The sequence below is a fragment of the Hymenobacter sp. 5317J-9 genome, assembly GCF_022921075.1.
Classification (GTDB): Bacteria; Bacteroidota; Bacteroidia; order Cytophagales; family Hymenobacteraceae; genus Hymenobacter.
Genome location: NZ_CP095050.1, coordinates 2991654 through 3008613, shown reverse-complemented (window position 1 = coordinate 3008613; position 16960 = coordinate 2991654). Strand labels below are relative to the sequence as shown.

The 16960-nt window shown below is 61.3% G+C and carries 15 protein-coding genes and 2 pseudogenes; 3 read left to right on the top strand and 14 right to left on the bottom strand.

From position 1 onward, the window contains the following. The first annotated feature begins 50 nt into the window (after positions 1 to 50). Positions 51 to 923 (top strand): SDR family oxidoreductase, encoded by an 873-nt coding sequence (locus MUN81_RS12740; protein ID WP_245110906.1) that lies wholly within the window; start codon positions 51 to 53, stop codon positions 921 to 923. Positions 924 to 1065: 142 nt separating this feature from the next. Here the strand turns inward: MUN81_RS12740 and MUN81_RS12735 are convergent, their stop codons facing one another. From MUN81_RS12735 to MUN81_RS12695, 9 genes and pseudogenes are all read right to left on the bottom strand, one after another. Continuing rightward, positions 1066 to 1938 (bottom strand): DUF1571 domain-containing protein, encoded by an 873-nt coding sequence (locus tag MUN81_RS12735; protein WP_245110904.1) that lies wholly within the window; start codon positions 1936 to 1938, stop codon positions 1066 to 1068. 40 nt (positions 1939 to 1978) lie between these two features. Continuing rightward, the gene (locus MUN81_RS12730) at positions 1979 to 2278 is read right to left on the bottom strand and encodes a hypothetical protein (protein ID WP_190924620.1); all 300 of its coding nucleotides are present in this window, start codon (positions 2276 to 2278) and stop codon (positions 1979 to 1981) included. Between the two features lie 279 nt (positions 2279 to 2557). After that, positions 2558 to 2647: pseudogene (locus MUN81_RS12725) on the bottom strand (DUF1232 domain-containing protein); the annotation flags it as partial. A 354-nt stretch (positions 2648 to 3001) separates the two neighbouring features. After that, positions 3002 to 4192 (bottom strand): hypothetical protein, encoded by a 1191-nt coding sequence (locus MUN81_RS12720; protein ID WP_245110902.1) that lies wholly within the window; start codon positions 4190 to 4192, stop codon positions 3002 to 3004. A 27-nt stretch (positions 4193 to 4219) separates the two neighbouring features. After that, on the bottom strand, positions 4220 to 5044 hold the full coding sequence (locus MUN81_RS12715; RefSeq protein ID WP_245110900.1) for a GMP synthase: 825 nt from the start codon (positions 5042 to 5044) through the stop codon (positions 4220 to 4222). A gap of 109 nt (positions 5045 to 5153) precedes the next feature. Next, the gene (locus MUN81_RS12710) at positions 5154 to 6251 is read right to left on the bottom strand and encodes a carboxylate-amine ligase (RefSeq protein ID WP_245110897.1); all 1098 of its coding nucleotides are present in this window, start codon (positions 6249 to 6251) and stop codon (positions 5154 to 5156) included. Positions 6252 to 6350: 99 nt separating this feature from the next. Further along, positions 6351 to 6590 (bottom strand): hypothetical protein, encoded by a 240-nt coding sequence (locus MUN81_RS12705; protein ID WP_245117450.1) that lies wholly within the window; start codon positions 6588 to 6590, stop codon positions 6351 to 6353. A 38-nt stretch (positions 6591 to 6628) separates the two neighbouring features. Then, positions 6629 to 7569 (bottom strand): annotated as a pseudogene (locus MUN81_RS12700) (hypothetical protein); the annotation flags it as partial. A 72-nt stretch (positions 7570 to 7641) separates the two neighbouring features. Beyond that, positions 7642 to 8349 (bottom strand): alpha/beta fold hydrolase, encoded by a 708-nt coding sequence (locus MUN81_RS12695; RefSeq protein WP_245110896.1) that lies wholly within the window; start codon positions 8347 to 8349, stop codon positions 7642 to 7644. Between the two features lie 162 nt (positions 8350 to 8511). On the opposite strand from MUN81_RS12695, the gene MUN81_RS12690 reads away from it, so the two are divergent. Beyond that, on the top strand, positions 8512 to 10053 hold the full coding sequence (locus MUN81_RS12690; protein WP_245110893.1) for an alpha/beta hydrolase-fold protein: 1542 nt from the start codon (positions 8512 to 8514) through the stop codon (positions 10051 to 10053). A 316-nt stretch (positions 10054 to 10369) separates the two neighbouring features. Here MUN81_RS12690 and MUN81_RS12685 read toward each other — a convergent pair whose 3' ends face one another. Together MUN81_RS12685 and MUN81_RS12680 are read right to left on the bottom strand one after the other, a co-directional pair. Then, on the bottom strand, positions 10370 to 10996 hold the full coding sequence (locus MUN81_RS12685) for an ATP-binding protein (RefSeq protein ID WP_245110890.1): 627 nt from the start codon (positions 10994 to 10996) through the stop codon (positions 10370 to 10372). Positions 10997 to 11083: 87 nt separating this feature from the next. Next, on the bottom strand, positions 11084 to 11503 hold the full coding sequence (locus MUN81_RS12680; RefSeq protein WP_190924634.1) for a DUF3127 domain-containing protein: 420 nt from the start codon (positions 11501 to 11503) through the stop codon (positions 11084 to 11086). A gap of 128 nt (positions 11504 to 11631) precedes the next feature. Between MUN81_RS12680 and MUN81_RS12675 the strand changes: the two genes are divergently transcribed. After that, positions 11632 to 12606 (top strand): isoaspartyl peptidase/L-asparaginase, encoded by a 975-nt coding sequence (locus MUN81_RS12675; protein WP_245110889.1) that lies wholly within the window; start codon positions 11632 to 11634, stop codon positions 12604 to 12606. A gap of 90 nt (positions 12607 to 12696) precedes the next feature. Here the strand turns inward: MUN81_RS12675 and MUN81_RS12670 are convergent, their stop codons facing one another. From MUN81_RS12670 to MUN81_RS12660, 3 genes are all read right to left on the bottom strand, one after another. After that, on the bottom strand, positions 12697 to 13680 hold the full coding sequence (locus tag MUN81_RS12670) for an aldo/keto reductase (protein WP_245110887.1): 984 nt from the start codon (positions 13678 to 13680) through the stop codon (positions 12697 to 12699). Positions 13681 to 13842: 162 nt separating this feature from the next. Continuing rightward, positions 13843 to 14655: a cyanophycinase gene (locus MUN81_RS12665; protein ID WP_245110885.1), complete on the bottom strand. Its 813-nt coding sequence runs from the start codon at positions 14653 to 14655 to the stop codon at positions 13843 to 13845. Between the two features lie 209 nt (positions 14656 to 14864). Next, on the bottom strand, positions 14865 to 16682 hold the full coding sequence (locus MUN81_RS12660) for a M1 family metallopeptidase (RefSeq protein ID WP_245110884.1): 1818 nt from the start codon (positions 16680 to 16682) through the stop codon (positions 14865 to 14867). Positions 16683 to 16960 lie beyond the last annotated feature (278 nt).

Here is a 16960-nt window from a genome sequence, read left to right as displayed (position 1 = left end):
CCTTCGGGCAGCGGACACGCCCGCGCTTCCCACCCTCTCTTACGACTTGCATGAACACTCCCTACACGCAACCCATGCTACGCGACAACGCGCTGGCTGGCAAAACCATCATCGTAACCGGCGGCGGCACCGGCCTGGGCCGGGCCATGACCACCTATTTTTTGCAGCTGGGGGCAAATGTCACCATCAGTAGCCGCAAGCTCGATGTGCTTGAAAAAACCGCTGAGGAACTGCGCCAGCAAACCGGCGGCAAGGTGCTGGCCATTGCCTGCGACGTGCGCAAATACGACGAAGTGGAAGCCATGCTGGAGCGCACCATTCAGGAGTTTGGCGGCGTCGACGTGCTGCTGAATAACGCGGCCGGTAACTTCATCAGCCCCACGGAGCGCCTGTCGCACAAGGCGTTTGATGTGATTGTGGACATTGTGCTGCGCGGCAGTTATAACTGCACGCTGGCCGTGGGCAAGCGTTGGATTGCCGACAAAAAACCGGGCACCATTCTCAACATCGTTACCACTTACGCTTCAGTTGGTTCTGCCTTCGTGGTGCCTTCCGCCACGGCCAAGGCAGGTGTGCTGGCCATGACCCGCTCGCTGGCCGTGGAGTGGGCCAAGTACGGCATTCGTTCCAACGCCATTGCGCCGGGCCCGTTCCCGACGGAGGGCGCCTGGAGCCGCTTGTTTCCCGAGCCCTTGGCCAGCAAGCTCGACCCGGCCGCCAGCGTGCCGCTCAAGCGCGTGGGCCAATACCAGGAACTGGCCAACCTGGCCGCCTATCTGGTGTCCGATTTTTCGGCCTACGTGAACGGCGAAGTGGTGACCATCGACGGCGGCGAGTGGCTCAATGGCGCCGGCGAATTCAATAAGCTGGAAATGCTCACGCCTGAAATGTGGGACCAGATTGAGAAAACCATGCGCCGTTAAACAACGGATTACGCGGTGTTAGTAGCCCCGGCTACTGGATAATCAGCAGAAAGGCTTGCCATGCGGCAAGCCTTTCTTGTTAGCGTCAGGGAACAAACTGCATAATACCCGTGCAAACCAAAAAATCCGTCCGAATCCGTGGTCAGAATTTATAGCCTTTGTAATCCTTCGAAAACTCTTCGAGCGGGATGGGCTGGTTCGGCACTACGTCCTGAAATTCGAACCGTTCAAACAGCCCTTTGTCGTCGTTGACTTGCACCAGCATAGGCAGGTAGGTTTTGGGGTCGACGCACAGCACCGTGCGGCGGCCGTAGGCATTGGGCACCTGCAGCACTTTGCCTTCGGGGATTTTTTCGCCGATGCTTAGGTTGTTGCGCTCCACCACGCGGTAGGCGCCGCAGCCAAACCGTTCGGCCACCGTCTCAATGGTTTCGTTTTTGCCGGCTTTGTAGCTGACGTAGCGGAACTGCGGAAAATCGGAGCGCAGCACGTGGGCGGTGCGGCCCTGCAAGGTAGTGTCGCCTACGTAGCGGAACGAGCGGCTGTAGGAGTTGTCCTGCCTCAGCCCGGTGGTGCGTAGCAGGTCCGAAATGGTGCCGAAACCTGCCTGCAGCGCCGTGTGGTGCTGGTTGCTGCGCATGAGCTTGCCGTTGGGGTCCAGGCTGAGGGTCACGTAAGGGAAGCTGGCGGGGTACACCCAGGCATCGCCGTCGTTCTGGCCCTGCAGCCAGAGCACTTCCACGCCCTTTTGGTTCTTGATGTAGATGCGCAGCGGCTTATAGGTCAGCTTCATAACGCTGCGCGCCTGGTTGATGCTGCCCCCGATGCGCTCCTGCGCTTTCACGACGCAGCGCAGGTATTTCAGGCCTTCGATGGCCGTGCTCATGCGGGTGGTCAGCTGCTCGGTGGTGATGGCGGGCGGCGGGCTGGTGGCGGCCACTGTCACGGCCGCCAGCGCCCCGGCCGCAGCGGCCAGACGAAAATGAAAAACCGAACCGGTCACGAAAGGCCTCATAAAGGATAAAAAAATAAGAAAATGCAGGAAAGCTATGGGCTTAGTTGAGGCTGATGTGCGGAAAGCGTGAGGCCGTGCTGTCGAAAATAAACAGCTCGTCGATTTCCACGCCTTCCAGGAAATGAAACAGCGGGAATTGCTCCACTACGGCGCGCACTGCGGCGGCATCGTCGCCGTGCATGGTTACCCAACCGCGGCTGCGGTCGCTGCTGATGGCGTAAACTTCCACAATTTTCTCGCTCAGCAGCTGGTTGATAAAGGCCCGGTGGCTCGGGATGAGGGAGATGAATTCCTCATCAAAAGTTTCCGGCAGCCGAAGGGAAACGACAAACGTGGGCATAAAGCGAAAAAGCTGGGAGGCCGGAAAGGTAGCGCATCCGACAAAGAGACGCTGCGCGAGCGGAAAAAATGATGGCCCGGCAGCCCGAAGCGGCAAATCGGGGCCTTACGAATGGCCGAGCTCGGCCACGCTCGGCAGCGCGGCGTCGCCCCGGGCCGGTTCGGCCACGGCGTCGGGCTGGGCCGAAGCTGTGCTGTCGTCCTCAGAGTGGCCGCGGGCGGTGGTTTCCCACTCGCGGTACTTGGTAATTTCGACCTGGAACTTGCCCACGAACCAGCTCACAAGGCTCAAATCATCGAGAAAACCCACCACCGGGATGAAGTCGGGCACCAGGTCGATGGGCGACAGCACGTAGAGCAGCACGGCCAGGCCCGAAATAATGGTGCTGGTGGAAATCTCGCGGTATTCGCCGCTGATGTAGCTGCGCACGAGACGCACCAGCGTCAGGGCGACGTCGAAGAGCTGGCGAAACTTATTGGTGTGGCTTTTTTGGTCGGCCAGCTTGTCAGCGGCTTCGTTGAGCACCGTGACAACCTTGAACGGGCGGCCCAGCAGCTTGGTGGCCCGGCCAATGAAGACGTTGAAGATGACGTTTTTGGAAAGCTTCAGGCCTTTTTCGGAAAGTGATGACATGGATAAAGTCGTGGGGGTGAGGCTGACTTTACGCGCAAGGTTCAGCCGGCGTTGTTCGGCCATAGTCAAACTCCGTGCCCGGCCGTGGAGCTAGCGCGCAAAAAGCGGCGTGGTGCCGCCCACCCAGTCCTTGTCCTTGTTGAAATCGACGCCAATCATCTCGCCCCGGCTCAGACGGCTCAGGCCGGTGAGGAGTTGAGGCCGCGGCTCGCCCAAGGGCCAGATGTAGAGCAGGCGGATTTCACACTTTACCAGGCCATCGGGCGACTGCACCACGGGCTCGTAGGTGACTTTGCGCTGCAGCAAATAGTGCTGTTTATCGGGCAGCGCATCCAGGTCGGCCGCCGTGAAATGCAGCCGCACGCCCGCCCCGGCAAACGAAAACAGGGGCTTCAATACATAATTTTCGAGGTCGGTCGGGTACTCCTTCAGCTCGTGCAGAAAATAGCTGGGCGGCACAAACGGGCCCTGCAGCAGCGGCAGCGTGAACTTGCTGATGCGGAAAAACCAGTTGGGGTGTCCCACCCAGGCCACGTCCACGTCTTCGGTGAGATGAAATTCCGTTTTCAGGTCCGGGTAGCGCGCCAGCTCATCGAAAATAATGCGGTTGTAGATGCGCGTAATCGGGATTTCGCGCCCGTCCTTTTCATAGAATAGCTGACGGCCGCGCTTGCGAATGCGGGTAAGGCACACGGCCTCAACGCCCCACAGCTGCTTGGTGAGCGCAAAGTCGACGCGGGTTTTCTGCTTTTCGGGGAACAGCTCCAGCAGAATCACATTCTCAGCCGGCTGGCCGGCCAAAAGGAAGTTCCGCATGCGCTGCTGGTAGGCCCCAAAATCGGCCACGTCCAGAAACGGCGTCACCGAGTCAGGAATGGGATAATGGGCGGCAAACACGCCGGGCAGCCAGGACTGAAATGCGTACAGCGACGGAAACCCCTGCATCTCAATGAGCTGGGGCTCCAGCTCGCCGGTGGCGTCGCGGCACACCGCAAAGTCAAACGTCAGGAACTCAGGTCGCGCATCCTCGTGCGGCACGCGCTGGTGCGGTGGAATGGCCGCTTCGGTCAGTGCCTTAAAATCAGGGCGCTCAATGACCTTAATAATGCTTTCGCCGGCCGCAATCAGCTTGTCGCGCAAGCCAGCCGGCACAAAAACCGGTGTTTCGGCCACGCGGAAGTCGAGCTGGCCAGGTAGCTGCTGCTCAATATCGGCGAGCATTTCCTGGTAGCGGTCTGGGCTGAAGGCGGCATTGAAAACGTGGCGGGGTTCCGGAATCATGTGCAGAGGCAGCGACGAAAGGTGGAATTACACAGTGGCAAATTGGCCCAGGCCGGCTAGGGCGCGGCGCAGGAAAGCGGGCACCACCACCGACTCGGTATGCTCAATGGTGGTAGGGTCGGCCAGCAGGCGCACCATCTCGTGGTACTTGGCCTCGCCGTAGGTTTCGATGACCTGCTGCTTGCGCTCGTCGGTGAGCATGTAGCGGAGCATGCCCTCTCCATCGGCTTCGGGGTGGAACTGCGTGCCCAGCACTTCGGGCGTGAAGCGAATGGCCATCACGGCGCGCTCCAGGGGCACGTGCGGGCGCTCTTTTTCGAGGCACAGCACCTGGGCGCCGTAGGCGTTCAGGCGGTCCAGGTCGAGGTTGGTAAGTTGGTAGTCGCGCGAGTCGACGGTGTAAAACGGCTCGGGCAGGCCCTGCAGCACGGGCTCGGCCAGCCCGGCGGGCGTGAGGTGTACCGGCAGCACGCCAAACGAGGTCGACTTGCGCCGGCTCACGGTGCCCAGGCCCAGGTGCCGGCTCACCAGCTGGAAGGAATGGCAAATGAGCAGCAGGTGCTTTTTGGCTTCCTGGGTTTGGTTGTGGGCCAGCAGCGCGTCGATGAAATCGAAATATTGGCGCTCCCAGGGCTCGTCCGACGGCAGGGGGCTGCCAGGCCCGCCGCTCGAAATGTAGATGTCATAATCGAGGCCCGGCACCACGTTTTCGGCCCGAACATTATAAGTATCAACGTCGAACGCGACGCCGTTTTCCGACGCCCCGCGGGCCAGCAGCTGTCGAATGCAGCGCATGCCCTCGTTGCGGGCGTTGTCGTACATGTCGAGAATAGCAATGCGGATAGCCTCCATAAATATCAGTAAAATGAGCTTGGCCCAAGCCAGCCTGTGCAGCAAACCCGATGAAAAAAGAAGCAACGCCGGCCAAAGGGCGGGCGTTGCACGGGCAAAGGTACAATTTCTAAAGGCCCTGGGTAGTCTCCGACAGGATGTAGTCGACCACTTTGCTCAGGTCGTTGGTCTCGCGGAACACGGCCAGCTGGCGGTCGGCGCCGGTGCCCATCTCCATCATTTTCAGCACGTACTCCACCTCGTGGCGGCTGCCGAGCTCGTCCACCACGTCGTCGATGAAGTCGAGCAGCTCCAGGATGAGTTTGCGCGTGGGCACCTCTTCCTGCTTGCCAAAGTCTATCATCTGGCCGTCGAGCCCGTAGCGCGCCGCGCGCCATTTGTTCTCCTTGATGAGGGCGCTGCGGTAGATGCGGAAATTGAGGTTCTGGGCCTTCAGCTTGTAGATTTTAGCCACCAGCGCCTGCATGATGGCCGCCACGGCAATGGTTTCGTCGGCCCGCATCATCATGTCGCAGATGCGGTACTCGATGGTGTCGAAGAAGGGGTGCAGGCGCACGTCCCACCAGATTTTCTTGCCGTTGTCGATGCAGCCCGTCTTTATTAGTAGTTGCACAAACTCGTCGTAGTCGCTGGCGCTGTGAAAGTAGCCCGGAATGCCCGTGCGCGGAAACCGCTCAAACACCTTGGTGCGAAAAGACTTGTAGCCAGTCTCACGCCCTTCCCAAAACGGCGAGTTGGTGCTGAGGGCGAACAGGTGCGGCAGAAAGTAGCGCAGCGTGTTCATCATGTACACGCCGATTTCGCGGTTTTCGATGCCCACGTGCACGTGCATGCCGAAAACCAGGTTGGAGCGGGCGGCTTCCTGCAGCTCCTCCACAATCTTGTCGTAGCGGGCATCGGGCGTGATGGGCTGCTCTTGCCAGCGCGAAAACGGGTGCGTGCCGGCCGCGCCAATCTTCAGATTCTGGCGGTCGGCCAGCTCAATCACTTGGCGGCGCAGGTGCAGTACCTCGGTGCGGGCCTCGGCAATGTTGTGGCAGATGTTGGTGCCCACTTCCACCACGGCTTGGTGCATCTCGGCTTTCACCTGCTCCTGCAGCGTCACCCGGCCGCCTTCCACTATTTGCGAGAGGTGGGAGCGCAACTCCCGGGTTTCGGGGTCAATGGTCTGAAATTCTTCCTCGATGCCGAGGGTAAATGTGGGCATGGCCATACGGAGAACGAATGCGAAGGGAAAGGCGGACAGACGCGGTGCTGCCCGGCGCGCGAAGGCCGCACGCCGGGCAGCATCAGCGTTGGGAAGAGGCTACTCGTTCTTTTTAGGAGCGGCTTTCTTGGCGGTAGCGGCCTTGGGCGCAGCGGCCTTTTTGGCCGGAGTCGCACTTTTTTTGGCGGCCGACTGCTCGCTGGCCGATACCCCGCCGGTGGGCGGCTCGGGCTTGGGAGCGCCGGCGGTTTTCTTTGCCGCTGGTTTTTTGGCTGCGGGCTTGGGGGCACCGGTGGCGCCCAGGTCGTTGGTTTCGCGCACGGCCTGGCCCATCTGCACGTTGGCGCCGATGGTGGGCGAACCCTTGGGGCGGCGCGCACCGAATCCTGCACGAAGGTGCCCCAGGTGAGGTTGGTGCGCCCGGCGCGGTGGGACTGGGCGCGCTCAATGGCCAGCTGGGCGGCGTGTTCCACCACCCACTCAAAGTTCTCGGGGCCCACGGAATTGATGTCGGCATCGGGCGCGGGGTTGCCGAAGTCGATGGCGATGGGAATGCCGTCGCGCACGGCAAATTCTACCGTATTGAAATCGTAGCCCAGGCCCTGGCACAGGCGCAAGGTGTAGTTCTTGATGGTATCGAGTAGACGCTTGCCGGCTTCGCCTTCGGTCTTCATCGTGGTCTGGTACCGCTCGTGGGGGCATTGCGGGGCTCGTAGGGCATGATGAGCACGTGCTTGCCACCCAGGCAATAGCAACGGAAATAGTCTTCAAACTCGATGGCTTCCTGGTAGAGCATCACCAGCTGGCCGGTTTCGTCGTAGGCGCGCCAGGCTTGTTCGGGGTTGTCTACCTTATAAACGCTCTTCCAGCCGCCGCCCGCGTGGGGCTTCATGAAGGCCGGGAAGCCGATGTGCTCGAACGCCTTTTCCCAGTTGAACAGCGACAGGTTGCGGAAGGAGTTTTCGGTGGTGTCGTCGGGGCGGTGCTTGCTGGGCAGCAGCAGCGTCTTGGGCACCGGCACGCCGAGCTGCACGGCCAGGGCGTTGTTGAAAAACTTCTCGTCGGCGCTCCACCAGAAAGCGTTGTTGATGACGGCCGTGCCGGTGAGGGCGGCATTCTTCAGATAAGCGCGGTAGAAGGGCACGTCCTGCGAAATGCGGTCGATGATGACGTCGTAACCGCAGGGCACGGCCTGCTCCACCTGCTCAATGTTCACGAACTCGGCCGTGATGCCGTCCACGGCCTTCTGGTTCACGCGGTCGACGAAGGCTTGGGGGAAGGTGTTTTCTTGTCCGAAAAGGATGCCGATTTTTTTCATGGCTGGGGTGTTGGGTTGCCGCTAGGCAGGGGGTGAAGGGGAGTTGGTATGAAGAAGAAACAGGGGGTGGAGTTAACCGATGGTGCTCAGGTACTGCGGAAACATTTCGCGCCACACCGGCCAGTCGTGGTCGCCAAAGGGCTTCACGTCCAGGGTGTAATGAATGCCCTTTTCGCTGAGAATACGAGCCATCTGAAAATTCGACTCTTTGCAGAAGTCGTGTTCGGCGGTGCCCAGGATGATGTTCATCCACTGGAAATGCTCGCTCTGCGCGCCGGGCAGGTACTCGGGCGGGTTGTTGTAGTACACGTTGTCGTCGTGGTAGCCGTCCACAAACTGGCGGATGTCGAACGCGGCGCCCATGGTGAAGAGGTGGGCCACCTGGTTGGGGTGGCGGAAGGCGAAATTGAGGGCGTGAAAGCCGCCGAAACTGCAGCCGGCCACGCCAATCTTGTCGACGTGGCATTCGCGCTGGAGCATGGGCACTAATTCTTCGCTCAGAAACTGGTCGTAGAACACGTGGTTCTGCACCCGGATGCGCGGCTCCAGGTGCTTGGCATACCAGGAGTGCGCGTCGATGCTGTCGATGCAAAACAGCTTCACGCGGCCGGCTTCCACCAGGGGGCGGGCCGCCTCAATGAGCTTGAAGTCGCGGGCTTCGTTGGTGTGGCCGCCGGACGTGGGAAAAATGACCACCGGGTAGCCCCAGGTGCCAAAAACCAGCATGTCGATGTCCTGGCCGAGGTGGTGCGAGTAGAAGCGGCGGTGTTGTTCCTGCACGGCGGGGGCGATATAAGGGTGGGGTGGAAGGGGCGGCTTTTTTTAAGCTGTACGGCAAACTAGTCATAAATAATTGGCCTGCCATAGCCCATTGCATTTTTCAGTTTTTGGTTTCAACTCCGGCGGGCTGCGTTACTTTGTTTCATGCTTCCCGATGCTTCCTTGTCTCATTTGCCTGCTACCGGCGTGCGTATCGTGCGCGAGGTGTTGGTTTCCAACTGTTTGGGGCGCGATGTGGAGCTCACCGTTGCGCTGCCGCCGGCCGCAGCCGCTGCCGAAATCTACCCGGTATTATATTTAAATGACGGCCAGGATTTTGAGCGCCTGCACCTGGAAGCAACCCTGAATGCCCTCTACGCCCGCCAGGCAATTCGCCCCTTCGTGCTGGTGGCGCCCCACGCCAACGAGCTGCGCACGCAGGAATACGGCACCGCCGCGCACGCCGACTTCAACGGGCGTGGCAGCCTTGCCGGCGCGTATACCCGCTTCGTGCTAGAGGAATTGCTGCCGTTTGCTCAGGCCCGCTTTCAGGCCTCGGCCAATCCGCAGGAAGCTGTTATGGCTGGCTTTTCGCTCGGCGGGCTGTCGGCCTTCGATATTGTGTGGCACCACCCCGAAGCGCTGGCAAGGACCGGCGTTTTTTCGGGCTCGTTCTGGTGGCGGCAAAAGGCAGTGGGAGCCGGCTACACGCCCGCCGACCGCATCATGCACGGCCTGGTGCGGGCGGGCCAGCTGCACCCGACGCACCGTTTCTGGCTGCAAACCGGTACCCTCGACGAACGCAACGACCGCAACGAAAACGGCGTCATCGACTCCGTTGAGGACTGCCTTGACCTCATCGAAGCCCTGATTGCCAAGGGCCTGAATGCCCAGCAGGCCCTGCGCTACGTGCAGCTGGAAGGCGGGCATCACCACCAGCACACCTGGGGCTCCATCATGCCCGATTTTCTGCTCTGGGCTTTCGGACAGCCGGAAGCCACGGCTGCGCTGCCCGCGCCCTTGCCCGTGGTGCGCCTGCAGCTCGACCCGGCGCTGGCCCCGTCCATTGTGCCACCTGATGCGCCGGTGGCGGCTGCGCCCGTGCCCCTGGTGCTGCCCACAGAAATACCGGCGGCAGTGCAGCCCCACAGCTTTACCATCGACCTTAATACTCAACCAAGCCCAGCTGCTATGTCGACCACGCGCCCTGCCGAGGGAGATTTTCTGCCCTATGCGGGCAATTACATCAACCTGGTGCCCGACGGCGCCGACCCGGTGGAGGCCCTGCGCACCCAGCCGCAGCAGCTCCACGCCGCATTTGCCGGCCTCAGCGAAGGGCAGACCGAGCAAGCCTACGCCCCCGGCAAATGGACGCTGAAGGAAATGCTGCTGCATCAGATTGATACCGAGCGCATATTCGCTTATCGTGCGCTGCGCTTTGCCCGCGGCGACAGCCAGAACCTACCGGGTTTTGAGCAGGACGACTATGTGGCCCACAGCGGCGCTAACGCCCGCCCCCTGGCCAGCCTGCTGGCCGAATACGACGCCGTGCGTGCCGCCACCCTGGCCCTGGCCGAGAGCCTGACCGAAGACCAGCTGAACCGCCGCGGCGCTGCCAACAACGGCCCGGCCACGGTGCGCGCCCTGCTCTTCATCACGGCGGGGCATGAGCTGCACCACCTCAACATTATTCGCGAGCGGTATCTGCCCATACTGCGCGGCTGAGGCAAATTTTATACCTTCGCCCGCTACAACACGCTGGCCCAGCCGTGCGTTGAACTACCCGAAATCAACCCCTCACCAAACTTCTTTTCAACCATGGCCAAAGCACAAGACGCCCGCAAAGAGAAAAAGAAAGAGCCCGTTAAATCCATGAAGGAGAAAAAAGCGGAAAAAGAAGAGAAGAAAGTAGCCCGCGCCCGCAAGCAGGAGTAGTCTGAGCTACGGATTAAAGCAAGCGTTGCAGCTTGCGCAGTAGTCCGTAAGCAAAAACATGAAAGGCCGCTCATCCGAGCGGCCTTTTTGCATTAGTGACCCACATTTAAAGTGTGTAGTACGGCTCTTTCTCCTTATCGTGGTGGCGGATGTAGCCGTGCAGCACCAGCTTTATCAGCGTCTGGAAAGCGCGACGCTTGCCGAAGTTGACCAGTTTCATGAACTGGGCCAGGTTAATGCGCGGGTGGGTTTTGAGATAGTCGATGACGGCCAGTTCCTGCTTGTTGAGGGGGAGGTGCTCGAAGCGCGCTTCGGGTTGCTGGCGGTTGAGCAGCTTCTCAGTGAGGCCGCTGGTTTGCACGCTGGAGTCGCGCACGCGCACGTAGCCGCGCCAGTCGTCGGGGGCCACCAGGGCGCGGTGGGGCTTGTTAACGCTTTCGGGCACCGTGACCACCAGCACGGTGCGGCCTTCGGTTTCAATTTCGCGGAATTTAAGCCCCGTCAGGGGTGGCTCAACGTAGTTCGTAGCCGCATCAAGGAGCATAAACACCTCCTCCTCAGCGTCGCGCACACCCAGCACACGGCCGGCGTCGTCGACGCCCACCAGCACCAGTCCGCCGCGGGTGTTGGCCAGCGAGGCCAGCGTGCGCGAAATGCGGTGCGGGTGCGTAGTTTTCTGCTTGAATTCCAGTTCTTCGCCCTCGCCGCGCGCTATCAGTTCGTGTAAATCCATACTCCTTTCAAACGAAATTTGGGCACAAAAAATGCCGCACCTGAAGCTCAGATGCGGCATTTTGCAAGTTGCGGCTAACGGCTGGCCTTAGAAGGGCAGGTCGTTGTCGTCGTCGCTGGCGATGGGGGCCGCCGAGGGCTGGGCGCGCAGCGTGGGGTTCTGGTTTTGCGCGGCGGGGCGGGGAGCAGCCTGCTGGCCACCACCGTAGCTGTTGCCGGCGTTGCCACCCGAGGCGGGCTCAATCTTCCAGGCTTCGAGGTTGGTGAAGTACAGCATCTGGCCGTTCTTGTTGAAGCCACGGCCCCGCAGGTTGAAGGTCACCTTCACCTCGTCGCCCATTTTGAAGGGGTCGATGAGGCTGGTTTTGTCCTGCACCATCTGGAACTTAATATGCTCGGGATACTGGCCGTCCTGGACTTCCAGCACGAACTCACGCTTGCGAAATTTTTCGCTTACCTGCTGTTCGTCAAAGATTTCGTGCAGCCGGCCGGTTACGTCGTATGCCATAAAATTGGGGGTGTTTTGGTAGTAATAAACTTGAACATCAAACCTACGAAAAAAAACACTAGCAGCCCGCTAGCCGTTCCCTGCGGCTACCTTTGCAGCCGCTTTTCGCCGTAAAATTTTCCTAAAAAATGTTTGCACTCGCCCTCCATGGCGGGGCCGGCACCATTGCCCGCGCCTCCCTTTCCCCCGAAGCCGAACGCGAGTACCGCGCAGCCCTCGAAGCAGCCCTGAATGTGGGGTATTCTCTTCTGGCACAAGGCGGCGCCGCCTTCGACGCTGTGGAAGCCACCGTTCGCAGCCTCGAAGACTGTCCTTTGTTTAACGCCGGGCGCGGTGCCGTGTTCACGCACGAAGGCCACCACGAAATGGACGCCGCCATCATGCAGGGCCACACCCGTTTGGCCGGGGCCGTGGCCGGCGTGCGCCAGGTGCAAAACCCCATCCGTGCGGCCCGCCTCGTGATGGAACAGACCGAGCACGTGCTGCTGGCCTACCCCGGCGCCGACGAGCTGGCCCGCGAACACGGCCTGCCGCTGCAGCCGCCCGAATATTTTTTCACCCAGCACCGCTACAACCAATTGCAGGAAGCCCTGCAGGAAGGCCGCATGCGCCTCGACCACAGCCAGGCCCGCACGGCCGCCACATTAAACAAGTCGGATATAGTCGGCAATGGCGCCGACCCCAACTGGAAGAAAGGCACCGTGGGCGCCGTGGCCCGCGACCAGCACGGCCGCCTGGCCGCCGCCACCAGCACCGGCGGCATGACCAACAAGCGTTACGCCCGCATCGGCGACACGCCCCTCATCGGGGCCGGCACCTGGGCCGACGAGCGGTGCGCCATCAGCTGCACGGGGCACGGGGAGTATTTCATCCGGGCCGTGGCGGCCTACGACATTGCCTGCCTGATGGAGTACAAGGGCCTGAGCCTGGAAGAAGCCTGCCGTGTGGTGGTGCACGACAAGCTGGCGCCAGCCGGCGGCGAAGGCGGCCTCATCGCCGTGGACGCGGCCGGCAACGTGACGCTGCCCTTCAACTCCGACGGCATGTACCGCGCCAGCCGCGCGGAGGGCGCCGCCGCGCGGGTAGCTATATATAAGGAGTAGTTGCGGTCGACGCTTTCATAAGGAAGTCCGTCATGCCTCAGCTGCGCTAGGCATGACGGACTTTGGCTGATGCCATAATTTGTCTGCGTGCTACCAGGTGTAGTGCACCAGCGGCTTGATGCGGCTGTCATAAATGTCGCGCACCGCTTGCATTTGCTCGGCCGTGAGCGCCGGAAGTTCGGCGGCCTGCAGGTTTTGCAAAATCTGTTCGGGGCGCGAGGCGCCGGGAATCACACAACTCACTTCATCAAACATCAGAATCCAGCGCAGAGCTATGTCGGCCAGGGGCTGGTCGGGGAAGGCTTGCTTGAGGTCCTCCACGGCGGCCAAGCCGGTGGCGTAGTCGACGCCGGAGAAGGTTTCGCCTTTGTCGAAAGCCTCGCCGTTGCGGTTAAAATTGCGGTGGTCGTCGGGCGCGAAAGCCGTTTGGGCCGAGAACTTGCCGGTAAGCAGGCCGCTGGCCAGGGGCACGCGCACAATCAAGCCAATGTCGCGCCGGGCCGCTTCTTTGAATAACAGTTCCGGCGGGCGCTGCCGAAACATGTTGAAGATTAGCTGCACGGTGGTCACGTTCGGGAATTCAATGGCCTTCAGGCCTTCCTCCACTTTTTCGATGCTCACGCCGAGGTGCTGGATTTTGCCTTCCTCTCGCAGCCGGTCAAACAGCTCAAAGATTTCGGGGCGGTAATACACTTCCGTGGGCGGGCAGTGCAGCTGAATGAGGTCGAGGGTTTCGAGCTGCATGTTGCGCAGGCTGTCTTCCACGAGGCGGCGCAGGGCGGCGGGCTGGTAGGCGTCGGCCACGTGAGGCTGCAGGCGACGGCCGCATTTGGTGGCCACGAAAATGCGCTCGGAGCGGGAGCGCACCAGCCGGCCCACGGCTTTTTCGCTTTCGCCGTCGCCGTACACGTCGGCGGTGTCGATGAAATTGATGCCCGCGTCCACGGCGGCGTTCAGAATCTGGTCGGCGTTGGCGTGCCTGAAGGGTTCGCCCCATTTGCCGCCCACCTGCCAGGTACCGAGGCTGATTTCAGAAACGGAGATGCCGGTTTTGCCCAGCTTGCGGTAGTTCATCCTGTAATTTCTTGAGGTAAGTTGATGTAAAAAAAGCGGCTTGTGGTGCAAAGCAAGCCACAACCGGCATACGTAAGCGGCTGCCTTCGGGCAATGCAAACAACAAAAAGCCCGCTCGTCTTGCCGATGAGCGGACTTTTCGCGGCGTATTAAGTAGTTAACCTAACTGGCCGACGTCGTTGCTTCCTTGACCACGGGCGGGGTGGCCAGCACCGGCAGCGCGTCTTTGCTCACGTAGAATTTTCGCTCGCGCATGTCGTACACGTTGCCTTTGGCCAGCACGTGCATGGTCACGTTTTCGATGGAGAGCACCGTGCCTTTCTTGGCCGCGGCGGCATTGTTGTGCTGAATGTCGTGGCCATCGAGGATGATAACCAAGTTAGAGCCAATGGTTTCAACCCAGTTGCCCTGCGTGATGAGCACGCCGGTGTCTTCGCCCAGCCCGATGCCGATGAGTTTGGGGTGCAGTGCCACCGACTCAATCAAACGCCCAAACCGGCCGCGCTTCACAAAGTGCGAGTCGACGATGGCCGCCGGCAGCAGGCCGAGGCCACTGCCCATTTTCACGGCGCCTTTCAGCAGCGCGTCGGGCACCGAGCCGCCCCGAATCATGTGCTGCGACATGGCCATGGCCCCGGCGCTGGTGCCCGCAATCACGAAATTGGGCTCGGCGTAGTAGCGCTGAATCATACGGTCGAGAAAATCCGTTTCGCCGAACATCTCGCGCAGGCGCGACTGGTTGCCGCCCGAAAACATGATGACGTCGGCGGCTAGCAGCCGCTCGAGGTATTCGGGTTGGCGGGCATCTTCGGGCGTGCGGATGTCCATGATGCCCACGTTCAGGCAGTTGAGCATGGCAAAGGACCCCGTGTAAATCGGACCCACTTCCTCCGGAATCATGGAAGCGGTGGTGATGACTTCGATGCGCGGGTCCAACTTGCCCGTTTCGAGCACGATGCGCTTGAGGATGCCCAACTCGAAAAAGTTGAGGTAGTACTTGCGGCGGGTCCGGGGGTTGGGGTACGTGCCCTTATCCTCGTTGCCCCCACGGCGATGAGTTTGCCGAGCGGAATGATGGATTTCAATGGATGCCTTCTTTATATGTAGTACTTAGAGATGCGAAACAAGCCGGCGCGGCGCCGGGGCCGGCACCAAGCGCCGGGCAAAGTTCGGGCCGGGCGCGCTTATGTGCGCACATCCAACAGCGCATCGAGCGTGCCGGTGGCCACGGAGTGGTAGTTGGGCCGGGCCTGGGCATACACGTCGCGGGCCCGGACGAGGCCGTCGGGCGTGGCCAGCACGGCCCGGTACAGCGGCACCAGGAACTTGCGCCGCCCCACGTGCCGCAGAAATTTTTCCAGCGCCGCGTCGGCCGGCGCGTAGCCGGCTCGCAACGCCCGCGGAAACCAGGCGGCCAGAATTTCGGCGTTGCCGGAAGTGGTGAAGTGAAAGGCCGCGTCGAGCCCTGCTACTTGGTCTACCGAAAGCGAGGCCGGCAGCCCATGCAGAAAATGCACCCACTCGTGGCTGCTCCAGCCGGCGGTGGCTGGCAGGAGGGAGGCCGGCGTCGTGCCCGTCTCCAACCTAGCCAGTTCCTGGTCGACGGCCTCAAAGCGCCGCGACGCAACGGGCGGCGCGCTGGGCGGGAGCCCGGGGCCTTCTACCCACGCCGCCAGATTCAGGCGCGCTTCGAGGTCCGGCTCCTGGTCAAGCAGCTCGGCGCGGAGATAGTGCAGAAAGGTGGCGGTGTCCATTGCCTGAAAGCTGAAGCGGGCGAAATACTCCTTAATAAAGTCATCGAGTCGGGGCCGGCCCACCAGGTGCTCCAGCGTGAGCAGCAGCGCGCAGCCTTTTTCGTAGGCAATTTCGGTGAGGCCTTCGTCGGGGTCGCGGCCGGCCAGGGCCAGGTGCAGGTGGGTATCGGGGCTGGCCAAGCCTATCTCAGTTATGGTTTCGAGTAGAGCCGCCCGGCCCAGCACCTGCAGCATGTCGGCATATTCGGCGCCGTACAAATGTTCCATAATCCGGCGCTCGAAATACACCGTGAAGCCCTCGTTCAGCCAGAAGTCATTCCAGGTTGCATTTGTAACCAGGTTGCCCGACCAGGAGTGGGCGAGCTCGTGCGCCACCAAGCTGGTCAGACTGCGGTCGCCAGCCAGAATGGTTGGTGTTACAAATGTTAATCTTGGGTTTTCCATACCACCGAAAGGGAAACTGGGCGGCAGCACCAGCAAGTCGTACCGTTCCCAGCGGTAGGGGCCGTATAGTTCTTCGGCTGCGGCCACCATCTTTTCGAGGTCATCAAACTCATTCGTGGCCACGGGCAGGGTAGCTGGCTCGGCATAGATGCCCGTGCGTCCGCTAAGCGGGGCAAAGCGCAGGTCGCCCACCGCCAGCGCCATGAGGTAGGCCGGGATGGGCTGCGCCATGCGAAAGCGGTACTCGCCGCGGGCGTCCAACTGCTGCGGGTTCTCGGCACTCATCAGGGCCAGCAGGTGGGCCGGCACCCGCACCGTGGCCTCGTAGGTGAAGCGGATGCCCGGCGAATCCTGGCACGGCAGCCAGGTGCGCGCCAGGATGGCCTGCGACTGCGTGAAGAGAAAGGGCTCGGTGCCGGCAGTCTGAGCGGGCTCCAGCCACTGCAGGGCAGCGGCGGCCGGCGAGGTACGGTAGCTCACGCGCACAGCAGCCGTCTCGGGCGCTAGCGGCACCTTCAGTGCCTGGCCTAGTACCGCATCAGCCTTGCCCAGCGTGAAGTCGGCCGGCGTTGAATTTCCAGCGCTGTTGAGCAACTCTACTTGTTCAATAGTCAGGTCCCGGGTGTCGAGCACCAACTCGGTGGCTGCCGGGCCGGCTTGGAGGCTCCAGGTGGCGCGGCCAGTAAGGGTGCGGGCACCAAAATCCACCGTGAGGTCGAGGTCGAGGTGGCGTACCCGGGCCGGGCTGTCGCCAGCGTGGCTGTGCGGGTCTGCGGGAAGCGTTTGGGAAATCGAAAGGGGCATGGGCAGCGGGTCAAACAAAAAATCAATTGTCTAATGCAAAAAATCACGACGGCGCGCTTCGGCAGTGCGTGCCAGCACCAGGTGCTACACGTTACCAGTGCGGCCGGGGCAAAATAAAAGCTGAGCCAGGCAACCTCGCGGAGGTGGCTCAATGTTCACCAGCGTGCTGCCTACAAGGGGTTTAGGCAGGAAAGGGGACGTGCCGGGTTGCCGGAAGCAAACGTGTATGGTACGAAGTTGGCACGATTACGGGCATGGTAGCGGCAGACCTTGCCTGG